The 14887-nt window shown below is 44.0% G+C and carries 14 protein-coding genes, 3 pseudogenes and 1 other annotated feature; of the genes and pseudogenes, 6 read left to right on the top strand and 11 right to left on the bottom strand.

Annotated features, from left to right (window positions below):
- From ACG95_RS14845 to ACG95_RS12330, 3 genes and pseudogenes are all read left to right on the top strand, one after another.
- Positions 1 to 732 (top strand): annotated as a pseudogene (locus tag ACG95_RS14845) (PTS sugar transporter subunit IIC); the annotation flags it as partial.
- A gap of 153 nt (positions 733 to 885) precedes the next feature.
- Complete coding sequence (locus ACG95_RS12335) at positions 886 to 1749, top strand: SDR family oxidoreductase (protein ID WP_048000816.1); 864 nt, start codon at positions 886 to 888, stop codon at positions 1747 to 1749.
- Positions 1750 to 1840: 91 nt separating this feature from the next.
- Entirely contained in the window at positions 1841 to 2302 is a 462-nt protein-coding gene (locus tag ACG95_RS12330) for a MerR family transcriptional regulator (RefSeq protein WP_048000815.1), read from the top strand.
- 449 nt (positions 2303 to 2751) lie between these two features.
- Here ACG95_RS12330 and ACG95_RS12325 read toward each other — a convergent pair whose 3' ends face one another.
- Both ACG95_RS12325 and rlmD read right to left on the bottom strand, forming a co-directional pair.
- Positions 2752 to 3192: a hypothetical protein gene (locus ACG95_RS12325; RefSeq protein WP_048000814.1), complete on the bottom strand. Its 441-nt coding sequence runs from the start codon at positions 3190 to 3192 to the stop codon at positions 2752 to 2754.
- A gap of 57 nt (positions 3193 to 3249) precedes the next feature.
- Positions 3250 to 4729: pseudogene (rlmD, locus tag ACG95_RS12320) on the bottom strand (23S rRNA (uracil(1939)-C(5))-methyltransferase RlmD).
- 156 nt (positions 4730 to 4885) lie between these two features.
- Between rlmD and ACG95_RS12315 the strand changes: the two are divergent.
- The 3 genes and pseudogenes from ACG95_RS12315 (at position 4886) to ACG95_RS12305 (ending at position 7427) form a co-directional block, all read left to right on the top strand.
- Positions 4886 to 5536, top strand: coding sequence for an ABC transporter ATP-binding protein (locus ACG95_RS12315; RefSeq protein ID WP_048000813.1), 651 nt, complete (start codon positions 4886 to 4888; stop codon positions 5534 to 5536).
- Entirely contained in the window at positions 5533 to 6288 is a 756-nt protein-coding gene (locus ACG95_RS12310; protein ID WP_048000812.1) for an ABC transporter permease, read from the top strand. Before ACG95_RS12315 ends, ACG95_RS12310 begins: the two co-directional genes overlap by 4 nt.
- A 52-nt stretch (positions 6289 to 6340) precedes the next feature.
- Positions 6341 to 7427: pseudogene (locus tag ACG95_RS12305) on the top strand (YdcF family protein).
- A 90-nt stretch (positions 7428 to 7517) separates the two neighbouring features.
- On the opposite strand, the gene ACG95_RS12300 reads toward ACG95_RS12305, so the two are convergent.
- The 9 genes from ACG95_RS12300 to ACG95_RS12260 form a co-directional block, all read right to left on the bottom strand.
- The gene (locus ACG95_RS12300) at positions 7518 to 8444 is read right to left on the bottom strand and encodes a DUF4097 family beta strand repeat-containing protein (protein ID WP_048000811.1); all 927 of its coding nucleotides are present in this window, start codon (positions 8442 to 8444) and stop codon (positions 7518 to 7520) included.
- Entirely contained in the window at positions 8428 to 9066 is a 639-nt protein-coding gene (locus ACG95_RS12295; protein ID WP_048000810.1) for a DUF1700 domain-containing protein, read from the bottom strand. The genes ACG95_RS12300 and ACG95_RS12295 overlap by 17 nt, the downstream gene beginning before the upstream one ends.
- Complete coding sequence (locus ACG95_RS12290) at positions 9063 to 9380, bottom strand: PadR family transcriptional regulator (RefSeq protein ID WP_048000809.1); 318 nt, start codon at positions 9378 to 9380, stop codon at positions 9063 to 9065. The genes ACG95_RS12295 and ACG95_RS12290 overlap by 4 nt, the downstream gene beginning before the upstream one ends.
- 280 nt (positions 9381 to 9660) lie before the next feature.
- Positions 9661 to 9936, bottom strand: a complete 276-nt coding sequence (locus ACG95_RS12285; protein WP_048000808.1) for a helix-turn-helix domain-containing protein — start codon at positions 9934 to 9936, stop codon at positions 9661 to 9663.
- Positions 9929 to 10291, bottom strand: coding sequence for a type II toxin-antitoxin system RelE/ParE family toxin (locus tag ACG95_RS12280; protein ID WP_048000807.1), 363 nt, complete (start codon positions 10289 to 10291; stop codon positions 9929 to 9931). Before ACG95_RS12280 ends, ACG95_RS12285 begins: the two co-directional genes overlap by 8 nt.
- Before the next feature lie 93 nt (positions 10292 to 10384).
- Positions 10385 to 11200, bottom strand: coding sequence for a transporter substrate-binding domain-containing protein (locus tag ACG95_RS12275; protein ID WP_048000806.1), 816 nt, complete (start codon positions 11198 to 11200; stop codon positions 10385 to 10387).
- 58 nt (positions 11201 to 11258) lie between these two features.
- Positions 11259 to 11497 (bottom strand) — a binding site (T-box leader).
- Between the two features lie 656 nt (positions 11498 to 12153).
- Positions 12154 to 12915: an amino acid ABC transporter ATP-binding protein gene (locus ACG95_RS12270; RefSeq protein ID WP_048000805.1), complete on the bottom strand. Its 762-nt coding sequence runs from the start codon at positions 12913 to 12915 to the stop codon at positions 12154 to 12156.
- An 11-nt stretch (positions 12916 to 12926) separates the two neighbouring features.
- Positions 12927 to 13634 carry an amino acid ABC transporter permease gene (locus ACG95_RS12265; RefSeq protein ID WP_152668345.1) on the bottom strand — a complete coding sequence of 236 codons (708 nt, stop codon included), beginning with the start codon at positions 13632 to 13634 and terminating at the stop codon, positions 12927 to 12929.
- A gap of 64 nt (positions 13635 to 13698) precedes the next feature.
- The gene (locus tag ACG95_RS12260; protein ID WP_048000804.1) at positions 13699 to 14502 is read right to left on the bottom strand and encodes a transporter substrate-binding domain-containing protein; all 804 of its coding nucleotides are present in this window, start codon (positions 14500 to 14502) and stop codon (positions 13699 to 13701) included.
- Between the last annotated feature and the right edge of the window lie 385 nt (positions 14503 to 14887).

Genomic DNA, 14887 nt, shown 5'->3' with positions numbered 1-14887 from the left:
GGAACCATGGCTCAAACGGGTGATTCCAACGGTCTTACGGATGATCTTCGTGCCACTGATTGAAGTTGTCTTGATTTCTGGCGTTATTATTATTGTGATTGGGCCAATTATTACGGCATTGTCTGGCGCGTTGGCAGCCGGAATCGTCGCAATCTACAAATTGAGTCCAGCGGTTCTGGGTTGATTATCGGTGGTTTCTACCAAGTGTTAGTTATTTTCGGGCTACATTGGGCGATTATCCCAATTGTGGTCAACGATATTACGTCGACTGGTCACAGCTACTTAAATGCGATCGTTTCCGCAACAATGGTAGCTCAAGGTGGTGCAGTTCTGGCAATTGCCTTGAAGTCAAAGGTTGCTAGTGTCAAAGAGTTAGCATGGCCCGCAACGATTTCTGCATTCTGCGGGGTCACTGAGCCTGCCATGTATGGGATTAACCTGAAGTACGGTCGGGCCTTCGTGACTGCCAGTATTGGTGGGGCCGTTGGAGGTTTCCTGACGGGGTTATTCAACGTCAATATGTGGGGCTTTGCGGGATCATTGATTGGTTTCACATCGTTCATCAACCCCAAGGGGATCGACTTTAGTCTCTACGGCTACTTGATTGCTTCAGTTGTTGATATCGTGGTCTCCTTCACGTTAACTTGGATGTTTGGTTTCTCAGACAGTGACGTTAAAAAAGTTAAGACGGCGCCTGCGAAGAAACATTTAGGTCAAGAAGTTGCTGAATAACGGGTTAACTTATTTAGAATAATCACTTAAAGAATTGGAACTGGATGTTGTCCCGTGATGGACGTTTCTGGTAGCCAATTCTTTTTTATTGACAAATCAGCGCATAACTTGTTAAATGTAACTATAAAAGTTACATGAATGGAGCGGATTAATATGAAATACACGATTACGGGAGCTACTGGTCATTTAGGTCAACAAATTGTCACGGCGCTGAGCCAGTCCGTTGCGGCATCGGAACTGCATTTAGGCGTTCATACGCCCAGTAAGGCCGCCGGATACCAAGCTCAGGGGATGGTAGTCCAAACAATTGATTACCAACAACCAGCGAGTTTACGAGCATTATTTCAGGATAGTGATGTCTTAATCTATATTCCTAGTAAGAGTCACGACAGTTATTCACGGGTACAGGAATTTGAGAATGTCTTGGGTGCGGTTCAACAAGCTAACGTCAAACATTTCTTAGTCATGGGCTTCATTGCGGATCAGGTCAATAACCCGTTCGCATTGTCAGCCTTTTATGGTTACGTCCCACGCCGATTAGCGGGCACGAACATTAATTACACGATTGTACGTAACGCCTTGTACGCTGATCCGTTGGTGCCATATCTACCTGAACTGATCGAACGACACAACGTCATCTATCCAGTGGGTGATGCAGCGTTGAGTTTTATCAGCCAAGAAGATAGTGCGGCGGCTTTTGCTAAGGTTGCAACTACGCCAGCCTTACTTCAGTCGGGTAAAATCTATACACTGAGCCAATCTAAGGCGTACACGATGCCAGAACTAGCCGCAGTTTTAAGCGAAGTCAGTGGCCAGTCCATTGGTTATCAACCAGTGACGTTGGCAGCGTTTGGCGAAATGTACGATCAGGATAACGAGGGCGCCATGCTTGCGTCGATGTACGCGGGTGGTGCCATGGGATTACTTGCAACCACTAGTGATGATTACGAAAAGATTATGGATCATCCTGCCCAGTCGTTAATCGATTATTTACAAATGAACGTGCCTAAGTCATGATTAATCGTAAAAAAATCAACGGGAGTTAACGGTGGTAACGAATTTCCATGCTATAATTTAAAAAGATAGTAAATGGAAAGGAGGCATCAGCATGGCTAATGAAGCACGTCCAGATTTTCGGGGACTTTTTCACAGGGATCAATTGACGATTGGGATTAGTGAACTTAGCAAAATGACTGGTGTCTCGCCACGTCAGTTACGATACTGGCAAAAAAAAGGGTACATTATTCCGAAGAACGAGGATGAACCTGGGCGGGCACGCATCTACACCATGAAGATGGTCATCAAAGCGGCTGCTATGAGCAACCTATTGCAAGCCGGGTATACGTTAAAGGCCGCTGCTGCTCAAGTGGACGAGCGGATGCGTCCCGCACAAACGATGTATCATATTATGTTCGACCGGTATCAGGGATATCAAGTGGCGGACAACGGGCAGATATTAGTAGATCTGGGGGCGTTTGATCCAGATCCTAGTAAAGAATTGGTTGCCAAGTTAGTTGATGACCAGGTCGTTTTCGAGTTGAAAGATCAAGCGGCTAACGATAGTCACTAGTTCGGTATTAAATACGCGTTGTGCAGGTTGGAATTTTAGCTAATTTCCCTGTAGTGGGGCGTAATACGTGCGGTGATTTATCCGCCTACCGGGGCAGTCTGACAAGCGCTGGAACGCCATGGGCACGATTTTGAGCTCACAAGCCAAGGACGCTTGCAATCTCAAAACTCGGCCTTACACTAACCTGCAAAAACCACTCAGCTAAGTGTAATTTCATGGCTGAGCGTTGTCAGACTCCCCCCACGGCTAGTTAGGGTTCAAAGGACTGATAATGATTTACCCAGTTTTGATTTGACTGATGGCTGTATTCAAAGTAGAAATAGCTGGCAATTGTTCAGTCTAAAATTGGCTACTTAGACAAGTTTAACTAGCACAATGCATGTATTAAATAAATGTATCTAAAAAATCCAAGCAGATAAAATCTGCTTGGATTTTTTAGTATGACAGTCTTATAGCTCACTCATATTTAAAATCCGTTTGGCAGCTTGACCATTGAAATCATTGGTCTGTAAACGGTCAAAGACGTCTTTCATGATGTGTGTCAATTGTTGATCAGTCAAGCCCTGTTCGGCCAGGGTGGTCAACATGACTTGTAATAAATCCAATGGTAGTATCGGGCGTTGCTCAGGATAAGCCGTGAAAAATTCTTGGACGGCCTGATCGTGCAAGTGCCAGTAAACCGGATTTTGAACATCATCAAAGATGGCTTGAAGTTGCTCCAATGCGGGTGACAACGGAATGTTCTTAGCAATCAGCGTGGTTAACATCCCGTCCCTAGCGGGTAAGCGTACGTCCGCCACGTAATCCTTTAAGAGTAGAAAATGTGCTTTAAATGGTGGCCGTAAAGTGAAGGTCATCGCTAGTGCAATTTGGCTATCTGTATCCCCCATGCCAATTCCTCCTCGGTATGAATCCTTTTGATGTAAATAATTTATGACTAATTAAGGTTAGTGACGTTTCGTAAACCGAACGACTGCTTCACAACGAGCTGTTTGTGGGAACATGTCGATTGATTGAATGTAGTCCACTTGGTAACCACGGATTAGCTCGCGTAGGTCTTGAGCCAATGTCGATGGGTTACATGAGATGTAGACCAGTTTTTCAGGAGCACTCTGCAAGATAGAATCAATTAAAACATTGTCAAGACCAGTGCGGGGTGGATCAACGATAATGGCATCTGGTGCGAAGCCACTAGCTAACCATTGAGGTAGCAAGGTTTCAGCTTCACCAACTTCGTAATGTGCATTTGTGATCTGATTACGTTTGGCGTTGTCATTGGCGTCCATGACGGCGGCGGGAATCGTATCCATCCCACGAACTTCCTTAGCGATGTCAGCTAAGGAAAGACCAATCGTCCCAACCCCCGAATAAGCATCCACTAAGGTTTCGTTAGGTGCTAAATCTAATGCTTCACGAGCTAATTGGTAGAGCTTCTTAGTCTGTGACGGGTTGAGTTGGAAGAAAGCGCGTGCAGATAAGTCAAAAGCGAGACCGTCGAGTTCTTCGGTAATGGTTGGTTTACCAGCTAACATCGTTGTCTGGTCGCCCCAAATCAATGATGTTTTGCCGACATTGACGTTCTGCATGACAGAGACGATCATTGGGAACTTTTCGGCAATCTTGACTAATAATTGGTGTTTCTTAGGTAACTTGGGTGTATTCGTAATCAAGACGAGTTGCATCTCACCAGTTGCAGCGGCTTCACGAATCACGATTGTTTTAAGAATACCGGAATTCTTTTCTTCATCATAGATTGGGACTTGGAGTTCTTCTAACCAAGCGACCAATTGACGCATGACGGTCATGGTAGCTGGCATTTGAACTGAACAAGTTGGTAAATCAACTAGGTCGTGGCTGTTTTCTTTGTATAGACCGGCAGCAACGTGCCCATCGATCATGCGAACTTGGAATTGAGCCTTGTTACGATACTCGTAAGGATCATCCATACCAATTGTTGGCCGAACATCGTAATGTTTGTAGCCAGCTGGACGGTATTTTTCGAGCGATTGGCGAATCAAATCTTGTTTGAAAGCCAACTGTGCGGGATAGTCCAAGTGCTCTAATTCGAAGCCACCAACTTCACCAGCGTATTCGTCGCGAGGATCAACACGATCTGGACTGAACTTGCGGATCTTACGAATTTTTGCTTCAAGGTAGCGGGGGTGAACAGCAGTGACTTCAGCCACGACGACTTCTTCAGGAAGGGCACCCTTGATGAAGGGTAATGACGTGCTTGTAGTAACCGATTCCTTCACCATTGATACCGAGTCGCCGAATGGTTAGTGGGAAACGTTGACCAATTTGAATGTCTGATTGAACCTGCTCAGCTGGTTCTTGGCGCTGACGGTTGTTTTGTGACCGGGATAAGTTTGTATAATGATTGTTTTGTGACCGGGATAAGTTTGTATAATGATTGTTTTGTGGCATAAGTTGTTTTCTGACCTCGTTTTTTTCTGTGGGCTATTTAAGTTTTATTATAGCATGGACTCGGTGTGAGCACGGTCAGGGATAATTAGTTGAAAGCGATTTAGTTAACCAGTTATAATGATTCTAAATTGAAAAATAATCGTGGGGGGATTAGTAATGGATGCATTAATGACGTTAAAACAGATTAATTATGAAGTAGCTGATAAGCAGATTCTACATGATATTGATTGGCAGATTCCAACGGGAGCCCACATTACGGTTACCGGACCTTCTGGTGGTGGTAAGAGTACCTTACTACGGATTATGGCAGCGATGATCACGAAGACGAGTGGGGAGCTGACGTTTGCTGGTCAGCCAATTGAGAGTTATGACCCCATCATGTACCGTCGGCAAGTCTCCTACTGTTTTCAACAACCGACATTATTCGGTGAAACTGTGGCGGACAATATGGCGTTTCCGTATCAGATTCGTAAACAGTCAATGGACCGTGAGCATGTGATTACGGCGCTGACTAATTTTGGCTTATCCGAACGGACTTTACAACAAGCAGTTACCGAACTCTCTGGTGGTGAACGTCAACGGGTAGCTTTGATTCGTAACATTCTATTCTTACCGCAAGTGTTGTTACTCGATGAGGTCACGGCTGGCCTTGATGAGGACAACAAACAATTGATCCATGCGTGGTTGCGGCGGTTGAATGAGCAAAAGCACGTGACGACTATCATGATTACTCACGACGCTACGGAAATTGCGGCAGCAGATCAGCTGGTTAAAGTAGTTGCTGGTCGTTTGGAGGTGGCACAATGAACTTAGCAGTGAACAACACATCATTATTCTTGGCCGCAATGTTAGTCTTAGTAGCGTTAGCTATCAGTCTGTGGCAAAAGCTAGGACTCGATAAGGACATTGTGATCGGCGTTATTCGTGCGGTCGTTCAGTTATTTTTAGTTGGCTACTTGTTGAAGTATATCTTTCGGGTCAATAACTTATGGCTAACGTTAGCGATGATTGCGTTTATTATCTTTAATGCGGCTTGGAATGCGAGAAAGCGGGGCCCAGGAATTGATCATGCACTGGGTATTTCACTATTAGCGATTTTGATCAGTACGGGTGTTACGTTGGGTGTTCTGGTACTATCGGGTGCGATTAAGTTTATTCCGTCACAAATGATTCCAATCTCAGGGATGATTGCGTCTAACTCGATGGTTGCGATTGGGTTAGCGTATCGGAGCTTGAACAGCCAGTTTCACGATCATCGGCAAGGTGTTTTGGAACGATTGGCGCTAGGATCAGGGTTACTGGATGCTTCGATAGCCATCGTTCGTGAAGCGATTCGAACGGGGATGTCACCCACGATTGATTCTGCTAAAACGGTGGGGCTAGTCAGCTTACCAGGGATGATGTCCGGGTTGATTTTTGCTGGCGTTGATCCGGTACGAGCGATTAAATATCAGATTATGGTGACCTTCATGTTGCTGTCGGCAACGAGTTTGGGTTCGATCATTGCTTGCTACTTGGCCTACCGTAATTTTTATAATGAGCATAAGCAATTGAAGTAACGACACAGGTCATTTATGATGGAAATATAAATTTAAATACGGGGGTATTGATGTGAATAGTTCGGCAGTATGGGTGCCGATCCCGATGGTCGCTTACTGGGGCTGGTTGATTCCAATCACGTTTGGTGTGATCTTTGGCTGGCGGTATCATCGCGATAAGGTTCGGTTGAGCAATGGAATCTGGTTTTCGCTGTTTTTCTACACGTTTTGGGCTTTACTAGCCATGACCATCTTAGGGAGTAATCAGCATATCCTGATTGTGGTCTGCGGCACGCTATTCGTGTTGTTTATATTATTGATTGGGTTACTATTTGTTCTTCAAGCCTTCTTCTTATTATGGAATGCGTGGATCATGTGGCGTCATGAAAGTCATACGCTGGCGAATATGTTGACGCTGTTTTTAGGAATAGCAATTCTTGTTTTACCGTTTGTAGGTAATATGGTTGGTAATTGGGTGCCACACGTGGTCAGTTACTGGATGGCCGTGTTCCCTAACTTGGTGATCTTTTACTTGGCATTCTGGTTCTACAATTACCTGACAATGCTGGTTATTTATCAATTCAACCGGCCGAAATTACGGCAAGATTACATTATTGTGTTAGGGGCGGGTTTGTTGGACGGCAATCGAGTTTCGCCACTGTTAGGTCAGCGAATCATGCGCGGTCTGACATTTTATCAGAAACAGCAGCGTAAAACGCAACATCCAGCCGTTATGATTTTTTCCGGTGGTCAGGGTGGTGACGAAACCGGGTCCGGAAGGCCAAGCAATGCTAGATTATGCGGTGGCACATGGCTTACCAGCTGAACATGGTTGGGCGGAAACGGCGTCTAAAACGACGTTGCAGAATATGCAATTCAGTAAACGATTGATTGATCAGGGGCCAGTCAAGGAGCCACGGACCATCTTCGTGACGAATAACTACCACACGTTCCGAGCGGGGATGTTTGCTCGCCAAGTTGGCTTATACGCGGATGGTATTGGAGCTCGGACAGCACGCTTCTTCTTACCAAACGCTATTATTCGAGAATATATCGCAATCTTCGTACGCAATAAATGGTGGCACGTTGTTGCGCTAGTGAGCTTACTGATTCTATCGTTCTTACTGGTATGGTTTGATTACTATCAAGGGCTAATTTAAGTTTTAGCTAATAAAAGGACGTCTGAAGTACCTCGCTGGAGAGGTGTTTCAGACGTCCTTTGTGATTTGAACAGGGATGTTAAAAGTTAATTATGATTCTGTCACGGTGATATTGCCATCATCAGTTGTTAAATGATACTGAGGTGTGGCGTGCTGATTATATTGGTAGCGATGTTGATTGGTTGTACCGAAAATATTCAGATTGCCATCACCGGTAATAGCTGTAATTCCAGTGGTTTTTGGTGCGGTGACGTGGATATTACCGTCGGCGGTGCTAGCCGTCAAACTATCTGTAATCTGGTTATTACTAAGCGTCAGATTACCATCACTTGTGTGAACCTGTAGCGCCTTAAATGTGTTATTAGTTAACTGGGCATTCTCATCATCAAGGCTGAGCTTAGAAGTTCCCTTAGTAAACTGACTGTTAGCAATCGTTACGGTACCGCCGTTAGTTTGGAGACTGGGTGCGGTAACCTGACTCAGATGTAGACTGTCAGCGGTAAAAGATGCGGATTGCTGAATGTCAACGTTACTTAGACTGACGCTGTTATCATCAGCAAGCAATTGAACGTTTTTTATTGTAATGTTTTGTAAATGGATATTGCCACTTTGCTGATTTCGATCATCGATGCGCTCGATAGTTGTGCCTTTAGGAACCGTGATCAAGGTAGTATCTGCAAAACTCCCGGTATTGTTGAACATGAAGCCGATTGTTTCTGAGTCGTAAGTAGGTGATTTAATAGTGACATGACCATCTTTAGTTGTTATGGTTGGTAACTTTCGGTTAGCAGTCACTTTAATGCTGGCAGTATTGCCCTGACGAATCGTGACGTTGTTGGCTGTAGCTAAAGTGATCTGTTTGACTTGTTTAAGTGGATAAGTTTTCGTTTGATAGTGTGCAACGTGAAACCCACTGTCCCAATAAACGGCTTGAATACCGTTATTTGCAATCCCAAACATGGCCATGATCAAGCCTAAAACGAGTAGAATGAAGCCAATTTTAATTGTTTTTCGCATGATTACGCCCCCCATATTCGGCCCGATTTTTCTTAACAAAGCGGTGATATAAACGTTGGAAGAGCTTTGAGATACCTTGAATGATCAAGCTGATCAGCCAAATGAAGAGTGGCAAGACTAATAGTTCGCCACCAATTAAGGCAAAGCCGCAGCCAAGGTAGAAGAGGGCGACCCAGAGTGAACTGGTGAAAATTCCAATCCCAGCTGTAATCATTGCAAAGGCCAACAGTGTAAGGCCGAAGATTAAAGCGCCTAAAGTGATGACGATGCTGAAGACGATAACGCCGATTAAGAAGAAAACCGCTAAAATAGCAATCAACGCTGGAATCGTAATTGGTGTTGAGAGCAGGGCTAGTACCACGAGCCAAATCGTCCGGACGCTAGCCTGAGATTTCTTACGCTTAGAAGTTCCTGCGTTTAGATTTTCGTTGAAACGAATAGAGTAATCCGCTAGAACCTTGCGTGCTAGTTGTTTAGGCGTGCCTATTTCAGCAACACAGTCATCGTAGTTTTCGATTCCGGCGTCCAATAGGTATTCGCGATAGAATTCCACAACTTCGTCACGTTCAGTGTTACTCAGTTGAACAAGTAGTGCGTCGAATTTTTCCAAGTAATCATTCATGATAGATCCTCCCCCTGAAGTAATTGATTAATGGCTAAGTAATAGGTTTGCCAGTCCTGCTGAATCGTCCCCAACTGGGTTAAACCGGTCGCAGTGATTTGGTAATAACGACGATTACGGCCTTGATAGGCTTGATCGTAAGTTGTAACCCAATCATTCTTCTTTAACCGTCGCAGTACTGGATAAAGGGTTGATTCGGATACTGAAATGGCAGCCTGAAGCCGTTGTGTTAACGCGTAACCGTAATAGTCCTGCTCCTTTAAACATGCCAAGACACAACCGTCCAACAATTCAGAACTAATTTGAATGGCCATTACTATCCCTCCTGTTATATTATACGTCATATAGTATTGCTCAATGAGTAGTATAGCTTGATGTGGGATTAGTGTCAATCGATTTAGACGAGGATAGAAAAAGCGTAGGTCACAAGTTGTCTTGTGGCCTACGCTTTTGATAATGTATTAACAAAATATCTATCGTACTGAAGTTGCACGTATAGCAAATTATTATTTAATTGAAGATGATTGGCCAAATGTGGTCTTCAGTGATTTGAATAGGATAAATTTTTCCCTTGATCCACTGGTTATTCTGAATTTAAGAGATGCTTACGTTCAAGCGTTTTCCTAGAGCAGCTGCAATCTTAGATAAAGTGTCAAAACTTGTATTAGCACCACTTTCAATTCGTGCAACAGTGGACTGTGGTACGGATGCTTTGTCAGCAAGTTGCTGTTGTGTTAGTCCAGCGGATTCCCGAGCTTTCATCAATGCGGCAGCACTAGCTAACTTAGTATATTCGCCGTCGTAGGCTGCTTTGAATGAAGGATCTTTCAGAGCATCATTTAAGTAATCATTGAATTTAATACTAGTCATTTTTTTGTTCCTCCCAGTATTCAGCCCTAATTTCCAGAGCATGCTTTACTTCGTTAGGTGGCGTTTTCTGTGATTTCTTGGTAAAACCATGGGTAATTTGATAATCGGATCCTGTAACGTGAAAATACAATCCACGTTGAATATTGTTACCAGCTTTGGATCGTAGCTCAAATAGGTTATCGTCTAGCTTCTTGATCCATTTCATCTTTCTAGCCACGATTAGGCCTTGATCTTGTACGTTTGTGATGTTGGCAATTAATTTGGCACGATCTTTTTCAGGTAACGATTGTAAGAATTCTAGGAACTCGGTATGCCCATTGGGTCGCTGATAAAATGCAAATTCAGGTTTCTTCATACTTGATATTATAGCATATAATGATTATCGATACCATTATATGCTATAGTAGATGGCTTTTTAATGACGCTGAATGATGAGCTCAAAAATTGATTATTTATTAGTAACGTTACCGCCAAAATACTTCTCTGACAGTTGTTTTAAAGTACCGTCCTTGCGTAAGGTTTGAATAGCTTTAGAAATTTGGGTCTGCAAATTGGCGTGCTTTTTGTTCAAAATCGCACCGATCTTTTGGGTTTTAATCTCTGAGCCAGCATTGATCAACTTAATGTTAGCTTTCGGATTCTGTTTAAGATAGGCGTAGAAGGATTCACGCGAATTGATTGTTCCGGCAACCCGACCTTGTGATACTAAGTCGATTGATTGCTGGAAGCCATCAGTAGGGGTGACTGTTGCACCTAATCGGGTGGCGTCACTGGCATTGTTACTGGTCGTCGTTTGTGCAACCTTTTGTCCCTTGATATCGGTGATACTACTGATCTTGGACCCTTTTTTAACCGCTAATTGGGACTTGGAGTAGATGTAGGGTGTTGAGAATAGGTATTTTTGTTGTCTTTGTGGTGTCTCAGCGATGTCGTTGATCACCACGTCGTACTTGTTAACATCGAGCCCGGCAATCAGAGAGTCGAACTTCGTTGGCACAAACTTCACTTTGACGCCGAGTTGCTTGGCAATGGCGCGTCCTAGTTCGACCTCAAAGCCGGTCAATTTACCATTCTTACGGTAACTGTAGGGTTGAAAGGTGCCTTCTAGCCCAATCGTCAACGTGCCATTCTGTTGTAGGCCAAGCTGTGTACTAGTACTAGAAGAGCTACTTTTAGTCGTATTTGAGTTACCGCAAGCAGCTAAGGTGACCGTTAAGATAATCCCCAGAATTGCTAAACTGAAATTTCTAATCCATTTTTTCATGATAAGACCCCCGTCTTGATTGTGTGTTATGAGTAAAAAAATCAGCACTCATCCTTAATAAAAGGACGAGTGCTGATTCGTGGTACCACCTTAGTTCCCAAGTTAGTACACATAACTTGGCTCAATGAGCCTGTTAGACAAGCTCAGTACGCTAACGGGTACGACGCGTTACTGGTTTACCGCAGTTCACCAGCACCATTTAGAAGACCATCTTCACCTTGTTGCCCGACCGTTTCACACCAACCAACGGCTCGCTTTGCGTGGCAATAACGTTACTCATCTCATCACAATGTTTAAATATTAACGATAGTCTATCGTTTTAAATGAGAAAAGTCAATGCATTTTCTCGTTTAAAATTAATCTAAATGCCACTTTTTAATTATAGACTACTGCATAAAAAATGTTGTCGGCGTTTGACTGAACGCTTCGCCAGCTGTGGAAAGATGTCATGGGGACCGGTCCCAGCCAAACAGCGGTCTGTGACCTCGCTTTAAAGCCTAAAGTTCAAGTCTTTAAAGACGTCCCGCAATCTAAGGAGGCCAAGAACGCCACCTAACATTGCCTGAATGGCATATTTCCACAGCTAGCTCCGCTTAGATTAGATTCAATTATTAATTTGAGGGGGGGGCAACTAGAATTTTTTGATTAAAGACGAAACTTAACCTTAAGTGTGATCAATTGTTAACCAATCTAGCCGGAGATAGGCAGTACTAGCGGTGCTGTGAAGGTGGCGTTATTCCGGTGATTTTCCGGAATTACACCACGGACGATCTTGGTCATTGGCGAAGTGTGCCAATGATCAAGTCGAGGGGCGAGACCGTTCCCCAGGCTTGCCCCGGTCCCCACAGCTAAGTTAGTACTGGCTATCGGAGGGCGGAAGTCGTGGCTAGTTTTAATTTTACGGGTATAAAAAAACTCGCATCACTAAGACTGGCGATACGAGTTAAAGCTCATTATTGATTAGCTTTATCTGAAATGGTAGTAAACGTCATCGCTGCCAAGAAATCAGCGATTCGTTGGGTTGGTTGCTTGAAGAACTCGGCGGGTGTCCCGTCGAATAGAATCTGACCGTCTTCCACGAAGAGAATCTTGTCAGCAACGGCACGTGCAAATTCCATGTTATGCGTCACAATGATCATCGAATCTTCTTCCTGAGCTAACCCTAGTAAAACCCGTAAGACACCAGCTTCTAACTCGGGATCGAGGGCACTGGTTGGTTCGTCCAATAAGATATATTCGGGATCCATGGCTAGGGAACGCGCGATGGCGACCCGTTGCTGCTGACCACCAGAAAGTTGTTCAGGATAAGCGTCAGCCTTGTCTTGCAGGCCAACACGATCTAATAGTTCCAGCGCATTTTGCTTGGCCGTCTCAGCATCCTGCTTCAGGACTTGGACGGGACCTTCCATTACGTTTCTAACAACGCTTAAGTGAGGGAACAAGTTGTAGCCTTGAAAGACCATCCCAGTTTTACGGCGAACGTTGAGAATCGTCTTGTTAGTTAATGGCTGTGAAAAGTCGATGGTTTGGTCATTGAAGTGATACAGACCACTTTCTGGTCGTTCCAACAGGTTAAGCGAACGCAACAGGGTCGACTTACCAGAACCAGAAGGCCCCACAATGACGGTCGTTTCATGTTCTTTAAATTCAGTGTTGATATCGGTCAACGCTTGGTGATCGCCAAACGTTTTATTGACGTGTTCTAATTTAATCATCGTATGGCCTCCTAGTTAAGTGGACGTAAGTAACGTGACGTCCGTTTTTCTAAGTACCCTTGTAACCAGCTTAAGATGGTGCAGAGAATTGCGTACAGGGCGGCGACCAGTGAATACATCACGAGTGGCTGGTAATTTTGTGCGGCAATTTGTTGACTAACTTCAAACATTTCAATAATGGTGATCGAAGCAGCTAGTGACGTGTCTTTGACCAAACTGATAAAGCTGTTAGACAGTGGTGGTAGTGAGACCCGCGCTGCTTGTGGCAGGATGATCCGTCGTAAAACTTGTGACTTAGTCATACCGATGGAATAAGCAGCTTCCCATTGGCCTTGCGAGATTGAAAGAATTGCTGCTCGAATCGTTTCGGCACAGTAAGCCCCAGTATTCAGTGAAAAGGTTGCAATTCCGGCCGTCCATGGTCCAAGCTGGATACCATTAGGAAAGACTCCTTTGATTTTAAGATAGGGGAGACCGAAGTAGACAATGAAAAGCTGAACTAGTAAGGGTGTACTCCGGAAGAGCCAGACGTAAAAGTTAGCGATTGCTTTGACGATTAAGAACCAGCCTCGCCGTGTTGAAATCTTAACGAGCGCCGTGAAGATGGCGAGAATCAGCCCTAAGATAAATGAAATAATTGCAATTGGAATCGTATATTTTAAACCAGCCGCAGCAATTTGCGGTGTGGCGGTAACGATAATGTGCCAGATTGAGTCCATGAAATGCCTCCTGTAACGATTATTATGGTGCTATGTAGCCGCTGGCGAACCAACGGATGAAACTTTATTTATCAGTAACGTTACCACCAAAGTACTTAACGGACAATTTTTTGAGTGTGCCGTCTTTACGAAGTTCTTGGATGGCCTTAGAAATTTGCTTTTGCATCTTAGGATGTTCCTTGGTAACAATCGCACCGATCTTCTGGGATGCAATCTGATCACCAGAATCGATCAATTTGATGTTGGCCTTAGGATTTTGCTTGAAGTAAGCGTAGAACGATTCACGCGAATTGATGGTTCCAGCAACGCGACCTTGTGACACTAAGTCGATTGATTGTTGGAAACTGTCAGTAGGGGTGATCGTAGCTCCTAAACGTTTAGCATCAGTGGCGTTATTACTAGTGGTTGTTTCAGCCACTTTTTTGCCCTTGATCTCAGTGATCGACTTGATGCTAGAGTCCTTCTTAACAGCTAATTGAGATTTAGAATAGATATATGGCGTTGAGAAGAGGTATTTCTTCTTACGAGCTGGCGTTTCAGACATGTTGTTCATGACCACGTCGAACTTGTTAACGTCTAATCCAGCCACTAGTGAATCGAACTTAGTTGGCACGAATACTGCCTTTAAGCCCATCTTCTTAGCAACTGCTTTACCTAATTCAACTTCAAAACCGGTTAGTTTTCCATCTTTACGATAACTGTAAGGTTGGAAGGTTCCTTCTAACCCGATTGTTAAAGTCCCCGATTTTTGTAATCCTAAGTCATTACTCTTAGAACTACTGCTAGACTGATTACCGCAAGCCGTTAAGGTCCCCGCTAATGCTAACCCTAGTACTGCGACACCCAGCTTTTTTACCCATGTTTTCATTAGAAACACACTCCTACAAATTTTCTGCAACACTCCTAGTTTATCCGAAAACTAATCTGTTAACAAAAAATAAGCATTGTTCGGCTTTGAAACGGAACCAATGCTTATTAATAACCGTAGTGTAGCGAATGCGTTAGGGCCTGTCAAACTATTTTTTCGTTAGCTTGAACGGATGGTAGTAGGAGTAAAGACACATAAAAAAAAGAGTCTGAAAAGCCAGACTCTCAAGTGTTTGTGACTACTATCTAGGTAACTAAAAGTTGAAAGTTAATTACTCAATGAAAGTGTTGGTATGCTTGTGGTCTAAAAATTAAAACTAGTCACAACTTTTGCCTCCGGTGGTCAGCACTAGCTTTAGCTGTGGGGACCGGGTTAAGCCTGAGAA

Source organism: Lactiplantibacillus herbarum, from assembly GCF_001039045.1.
Taxonomy (GTDB): Bacteria; Bacillota; Bacilli; order Lactobacillales; family Lactobacillaceae; genus Lactiplantibacillus; species Lactiplantibacillus herbarum.
The sequence above is the reverse complement of the archived record's forward strand: the minus strand, read 5'-3'. Positions and strand labels throughout refer to the sequence as shown.